The following is a 6539-nucleotide window of genomic DNA, read 5'->3' as shown; positions in this document are numbered from 1 at the left end:
GAGAATGGATGCCGTGAACCCGCCCGTCTTCATCATCCCGCTGTGGGCCGACCTCACCGCGGTCGCGTTGGGCGGAGTGCAGGGCGCCCTCTTCGCCTCAGGCTTCCAGGGCCAGCGACGACTCGACCTTCTGGGCGTCGCGATCATCGGCATCCTGCTCGGAATGGGCGGCGGTCTCATTCGAGACCTTCTTCTGGGTCTCACCCCCGCGACTCTGCAGAACAACTGGTACCTGATCACAGCGACCGTCGCGGCTCTTGTGGGGATGCTCCTGTCGGGGCTGTTTCAGAGACTGAACCGCGCGATCGTCATGCTCGACGCGGTCGTCATCGGTCTGTTCGGCGTGTTCGGCACGAGTAAAGCGCTCGCCCTGGGGCTGCCGGCCGTTCCTGCGGTGTTCGTCGGCGTGCTTGCGGCGGTCGGCGGCAGCGTCCTGCGCGATGTGCTCATGGGTCTGCCCGTTGCGATCATGCACGTCGGCTCGCTCTACGCGGTCGCCGCGGGTGGCGGATGCGCGGTGGTGGCGACGGCGGCCGCTTTCGGCGTGCCCCTCCCCGTCGCGGCCGTGGTCGGTCTGATCGTCACCACGGTCATCCGCGTGCTCGCCGTGATCTTCGATCTCTCGCTTCCCGAGCAGCGGAAGCTCTACCGCCGCAAGGTCGCCGTCGAGACCACCGGCATCCCGATCATCCGAACCGACGACGACACGCCTCGATAGAATCGCCGCCATGCACGGCTGCGCGATGATGCCACCGATCGCGGGACCGCCGTGGTGACGGCGCCCCTCGACGGGATCGTCGTGGCCGACTTCTCGCGCGTTCTGGCGGGTCCGCTCGCGACGATGACCCTCGCCGATCTCGGCGCCCGGGTGATCAAGGTCGAGCGTCCGAACAGTGGCGACGACACGCGCGCGTGGGGTCCGCCGTACGCGCCGTCGGGAATGACGACGTACTTCGAGTCGGTCAACCGCGGCAAGAGTTCTGTCGTGCTCGACCTGCGCGACCCGATCGACCACGCGCGTGCCGCCGAGCTCATCGCCCGCAGCGACGTCGTCATCGAGAACTTCCGCCCCGGCGAGTTCGCTCGCCTGGGGTTCGACGCGGAATCCCTGCGAGATCGGCATCCCGGGCTCATCATCGTCTCGATCAGCGGCTTCGGATCCGCCGCGGGGGCGGATCTGCCCGGGTACGACTTCGTCGCGCAGGCGGTCGGGGGCCTCATGCACGTGACCGGCGAGCAGGACGGGGACGCCATGAAGGTCGTCGTCGCTCTCGTCGACGTCCTGACCGGGAAGGACGCCGTGATCGGCGTCCTCGCCGCGCTCCGTCGGCGGGAGGTGACGGGCCGCGGGTCGCTCGTCGAGGTCAACCTCCTGTCGAGTCTGCAGGGCGCGCTCGCGAACCAGGCCGCGGCGCACCTCGGTACCGGGGTCGAGCCGGGGCGCTTGGGTAATCGGCATCCCTCGATCGCCCCCTATGAAGCACTGCGGTGCGCCGATGCTCCCCTCGCTGTGGCCTGTGGCAATGATGCGCAGTTCGCGCGGCTGACCGAGGTCCTCGGGATCGCGCGGCTCGCCGAGGACCCGCGCTTCGTCACCAACGCCGATCGGGTGCGCAACCGCGAGATCCTCGCGACGTTGCTCGAGGGCCGGCTGGCCGGGGAATCGGCGGCGACCTGGGCATCCCGGCTCAACGCGGTGGGCGTTGCGGCGGGCGTCGTCAATTCGATCGGCGAGGGGCTCACGCTGGCCGAAGAGCTCGGGCTGCATCCCGTCGTCGAGACCGTCGGTGCCGACGGTCGCGTCTCTCGTCAGGTGCGGCCGCCGATCACCTGGACGCCGCCCTACCGAAGCACCGCTACCGCTCCCCCGCGCCTGGGAGAGAACACCGCCGAGGTGCTCTCGTGGCTCGACGACACACCCGAGGAGTGCCCATGAACACCGTGCCCGATCTGCTCGACTTCGACGAGATGCTGTCCGCCGAGGAGCGTGAGACGCGGGATCGCGTGCGTGCGTTCGTCGCCGAGCACGTGCGACCGTTCATCGCCGACTGGTACGACCGCGCGCACTTCCCCGTCGAGGTGATCCCCGGACTCGCGGGGCTGGGCGTCTTCGGCATGCATCTGTCGGGGTACGGCTGCCCCGGTCGAACCGCCGTGGAATACGGACTCGCCGCGATGGAGCTCGAGGCGGGCGACTCCGGCCTCCGTACTCTCGTGTCGGTGCAGGGCTCGCTCGCGATGACGGCCATCCACCTCCACGGCAGCGAAGAGCAGAAGCAAACCTGGCTCCCCCGCATGGCGCGCGGTGAGGCCATGGGATGCTTTGGACTGACCGAACCGGGCTCGGGGTCCGACCCCGCGAGCATGACGACGCGCGCACGCAGGGACGGTGACGCGTGGGTGCTCGACGGTGCGAAGAGGTGGATCGGACTGGCATCCATCGCTGACATCGCCGTGATCTGGGCGCGTACCGACGAGGGCGTCCGCGGTTTCCTCGTCCCGACCGACACTCCCGGCTTCGCCGCGACCCCGATCGCGCCGAAGATGTCGATGCGCGCATCGATCCAGTGCGACATCGCGCTCACGGACGTGCGGCTGCCCCTCGATGCCGAACTCCCCCTCGCCCGGGGGCTCGGTGCCGCGTTCGCGTGTTTGAACAATGCGCGCTACGGCATCGGCTGGGGCGTCGTCGGCGCTGCGCGCGACAGCTACGCCACCGCGCTCGCCTACGCGGGCGAGCGGCGGCAGTTCGGGCAGCCGATCGCGGCGTTCCAGCTGACGCAGCAGAAGCTCGTCGATATGGCGCTCGAGATCGAGAAGGCCCAGCTCGTCGCCCTCCGGCTGGGACGCTTGAAGGATGCCGGTCGTCTCCAGCCGCATCAGATCTCGGTCGCGAAGCTCGCGAACACCCGCGCCGCGATCGCGGTCGTCCGGGAGGCGCGGACGATCCTCGGCGGCAACGGCGTGACCGCGGAGTACTCGCCGATGCGGCACGCGGCCAACCTCGAGTCGGTGCGGACCTATGAGGGCACCGACGAGATCCACACGCTGGTGCTCGGGGCGCACCTGACGGGTATCCCGGCGTTCCGCGCGGCGGATCCGAGCTGAGTAAGCGCTCAGTCGCTCTCGTCGCGAACCTCGTCACCCTCGCGGATCACGCCGCCGCCCTCGGCGGGGAGGAGCAGGATGCCGAGCGTCGGGGCGTCCTGCTCGAACTCGGTCGTCAACACGCGGAGCAGTCGCGCGTCCCGAACGCCGGAGTCGGGGTTGGCGGTGATCGCGACGCAGCGCTCGATCGGCTTCTGGACGTCGAAGACGACCTCGCCGATGCGGATGCGTCCCTGCCACCCCAGTTCCGCCCAGGCCGGCGCGCCCGAGACGACGATGTTGGATCGGAAACGGCGATCGTCGACGGGGGCCGACACCGCGGCATCCAGTTCTGCGACAGATGCCTCCCCGTGAAGGGAGATGTATCCCTGCGGGCGGTCCTGGAAACGCGCGGTCCGACCGTCGCCGATGAGTCCGAGCGGCAGGACGCCTTCGGCGTCGAGGAGTCGGGCGTCGGAGGTCGAGCGGAGGTAGGTCGTGACGGCATCCACGAGCCGGGCGCGCCCTTCGGTGCTCAGATCGGTCTCGATGTCGACGTCATCGATGCGCAGACGCATCGTCTGCTTCTCGTCGTCGTAGGTGAGGCAGATCCGCGCGAGCGTGGGGAACGTCATGAGCGCGAGTCCGCGGCTCTTCGGGAACGTCGCGTCCTCCGGCTCGACGGCGTCGGCGAACCGGAACACGAGAGCACGGTCGCCCTGGACGCGTCCGTCGTCCTGGATTACCAGGTGGGGACGGCGTTCAGGGGTGAAGCCTTTGACGGGATAGCGGTACAGGGCGCTGACGTGAGGCACGGTCCCATCCTCGCACCCTGTACCGCTCCCGCTCAGGCGCGCGCGAGCACCTCGCCGTGCGGGAGGAGGATCCACCCGTCGGGGTGGGCGGCCCACTCGCGCCACGCGTCGGAGATGCGCTGGAGCTGAGCGTCGTCGGCGAGGCCGAGTCGGCGCGCGTGCTCGGCGAAGGCCGACGCGAGCACCCGGTCGGCCCACATCCCGCCCCACCACGCGCGCTTCTCCGGCGTGTCGAAGACCCAGACGCTCGCGCTCGCCTCGATGCGGGTGAACCCGGCTTCGCGAGCCCACGCCTTGAGCCGCCGGCCCGCGTCGGGCTCCCCCGACACTCCGCGGTGCACGCCGTGATAGATCTCGAGCCACTCATCCAGAGCGGGGATCAGCGGATGCCAGATCACCCCGCCGTAATCCACGTCACGCACGGCCACCAGGCCGTCGGGCCCGGCGACGCGACGGAACTCGCGCAGAGCGTCCACGGGGCGCTCGAGGTGCTGAAGCGTCTGGTGCGCGTGCACGATATCGAAGGAGGCATCGGGGGCGTCGAGCGCGTACGCGTCGTCGACGCGGAACTCGACGTTCGTGCGCTCCCCGATCGCGGCGCGCGCGATCGCGACGACGTCGGGGGCGGCATCCACTCCGACCACCTGACCCGGGAAGACCCGGTCGGCGAGGTCGACGGTGATGGTGCCGGGGCCGGCCCCCACATCCAGGATGCGAGCGCCGGCGAACAGCGAGGACACCAGGTAGGCCGCCGAATCGGCGACGGTCCGTACCGCGTGGGAACGCAGCACGCTCTCGTGGTGTCCGTGGGCGTAGGCCACGGCCGTGTCTCTCGCGCTCGGCGTCAGACGCCGGCCAGCTCGCCGCTGGTCTGACGCGTGCGGATCGCGCGATTCACGCCCGAGACGATCGCCTTGAGCGACGCCGTCGAGATGTCGTTGTCGATTCCGACGCCCCACAGGCGCTGGTCGTCGACCTGCAGCTCGATGTACGCCGCTGCCTGTGCGTCGCCGCCCGAGCTCAGCGCGTGCTCGACGTAGTCGTAGAGCGTGACGTCGAACCCCTGGGCGCGGACGATCTCGAGGAACGCCGCCACGGGACCGTTGCCCACGGCGGACGCCGGCTGAGCCGAATCGCCGTCGCGCAGCGTGACGTCGAGGTGCACGTCGCCGGACATGTCGCTCGACGAGCGCGTCGACAGCAGTTCGAAGCGGCCCCAGCGCTGGTCGTCGTCCTTCGAGGGCAGGTACTCGTCGGTGAAGATGTCCCAGATCTGGTCGCTCGACACCTCGCCGCCCTCGGCGTCGGTGCGGGCCTGGACGACGCCCGAGAACTCGATCTGCAGCTTGCGCGGGAGGTCGATCGCGTGGTCGGCCTTCAGCAGGTACGCGACGCCACCCTTACCGGACTGCGAGTTCACGCGGATGACGGCCTCGTACGAGCGGCCCAGGTCCTTCGGGTCGATGGGCAGGTACGGCACCGCCCACTCGATCTCGTCGATGTGCTTGCCCTCGGCGGCCGCCCGGGCCTCCATCGCCTCGAAGCCCTTCTTGATGGCATCCTGATGCGAACCGCTGAACGCGGTGAAGACGAGGTCGCCGGCCCACGGGCTGCGCTCGGGCACGGGCAGTTGGTTGCAGTACTCGACCGTGCGCTTGACCTGGTCGATGTCGCTGAAGTCGATCTGGGGGTCGATGCCCTGCGTCAGCAGGTTGACGCCCAGGGCAACCAGGTCGACATTGCCGGTGCGCTCACCGTTGCCGAACAGGCAGCCCTCGATGCGGTCGGCGCCAGCCATGTAGCCCTGCTCCGCGGCGGCCACGGCGGTGCCGCGGTCGTTGTGCGGGTGCAGCGACAGGATGACGTTCTCGCGGTGGTTCAGGTTCCGCGACATCCACTCGATCGAGTCGGCGTAGACGTTGGGGGTCGCCATCTCGACCGTCGCGGGCAGGTTCAGGATGACCTTGCGCTCGGAAGTGGGCTGGAAGACCTCGAGCACCTCGTTGCAGATGCGCAGCGCGAACTCGAGTTCGGTGCCCGTGTAGCTCTCGGGCGAGTACTCGTAGTACACCTCGGTCTCGGGGATCGTCGCCTCGTACTTCTTGCACAGGCGCGCGCCCTCGAGGGCGATGTCGATGATGCCCTGCTGGTCGGTGCGGAAGACCACCTCGCGCTGCAGCACGGACGTGGAGTTGTACAGGTGGACGATGGCCTGCTTCGCGCCGGCGATCGCCTCGTAGGTGCGGGCGATCAGGTGCTCGCGCGCCTGCGTCAGCACCTGGATCGTGACGTCATCGGGGATGAGGTTCTCGTCGATCAGCTGACGGACGAAGTCGAAGTCCGTCTGGCTCGCGCTCGGGAAACCGACCTCGATCTCCTTGTAGCCCATCTTCACGAGCAGGTCGAACATGACGCGCTTGCGCTCGGGGCTCATCGGGTCGATGAGGGCCTGGTTGCCGTCGCGCAGGTCGACCGCGCACCAGCGCGGCGCGACCTGAATGCGCTTGCTCGGCCACGTGCGGTCGGGCAGGTCGACCGCGATCTGCTCGTGGAACGGACGGTACTTGTGCACCGGAGCGGACGTGGGCTTCTGGGTGTTCTTCATGGTGTGTCGCTTCTCTTGTTCGTGGTTCCCGC

At 69.1% G+C, this 6539-nt stretch carries 6 protein-coding genes; 3 read left to right on the top strand and 3 right to left on the bottom strand.

Going from position 1 to position 6539, the window contains the following annotated elements; translation table 11 throughout:
• Positions 1–13: 13 nt before the first annotated feature.
• From P2P98_RS01840 to P2P98_RS01830, 3 genes are read left to right on the top strand one after another with little or no spacing between them, the layout of a single operon-like run.
• A complete protein-coding gene (locus P2P98_RS01840; protein ID WP_275796626.1) occupies positions 14–718 on the top strand; it encodes a TRIC cation channel family protein in 705 nt (234 codons plus the stop codon).
• 54 nt (positions 719–772) lie between these two features.
• Positions 773–1936 carry a CoA transferase gene (locus P2P98_RS01835; RefSeq protein ID WP_275796622.1) on the top strand — a complete coding sequence of 388 codons (1164 nt, stop codon included), beginning with the start codon at positions 773–775 and terminating at the stop codon, positions 1934–1936.
• Positions 1933–3108: an acyl-CoA dehydrogenase family protein gene (locus tag P2P98_RS01830; RefSeq protein WP_275796620.1), complete on the top strand. Its 1176-nt coding sequence runs from the start codon at positions 1933–1935 to the stop codon at positions 3106–3108. Before P2P98_RS01835 ends, P2P98_RS01830 begins: the two co-directional genes overlap by 4 nt.
• Positions 3109–3116: 8 nt before the next feature.
• Here P2P98_RS01830 and P2P98_RS01825 read toward each other — a convergent pair whose 3' ends face one another.
• The 3 genes from P2P98_RS01825 to leuA are packed head-to-tail and all read right to left on the bottom strand — an operon-like array spanning position 3117 to position 6507.
• Entirely contained in the window at positions 3117–3902 is a 786-nt protein-coding gene (locus tag P2P98_RS01825) for an MOSC domain-containing protein (RefSeq protein ID WP_275796617.1), read from the bottom strand.
• Positions 3903–3934: 32 nt separating this feature from the next.
• A complete protein-coding gene (locus P2P98_RS01820) occupies positions 3935–4723 on the bottom strand; it encodes a methyltransferase domain-containing protein (protein WP_275796615.1) in 789 nt (262 codons plus the stop codon).
• A 23-nt stretch (positions 4724–4746) separates the two neighbouring features.
• The gene (gene leuA / locus P2P98_RS01815) at positions 4747–6507 is read right to left on the bottom strand and encodes a 2-isopropylmalate synthase (protein WP_275796613.1); all 1761 of its coding nucleotides are present in this window, start codon (positions 6505–6507) and stop codon (positions 4747–4749) included.
• Positions 6508–6539: the final 32 nt, after the last annotated feature.

Source organism: Microbacterium sp. Kw_RZR3 (assembly GCF_029222405.1).
Taxonomy (GTDB): Bacteria; Actinomycetota; Actinomycetes; order Actinomycetales; family Microbacteriaceae; genus Microbacterium.
The sequence above is the reverse complement of the archived record's forward strand: the minus strand, read 5'-3'. Positions and strand labels throughout refer to the sequence as shown.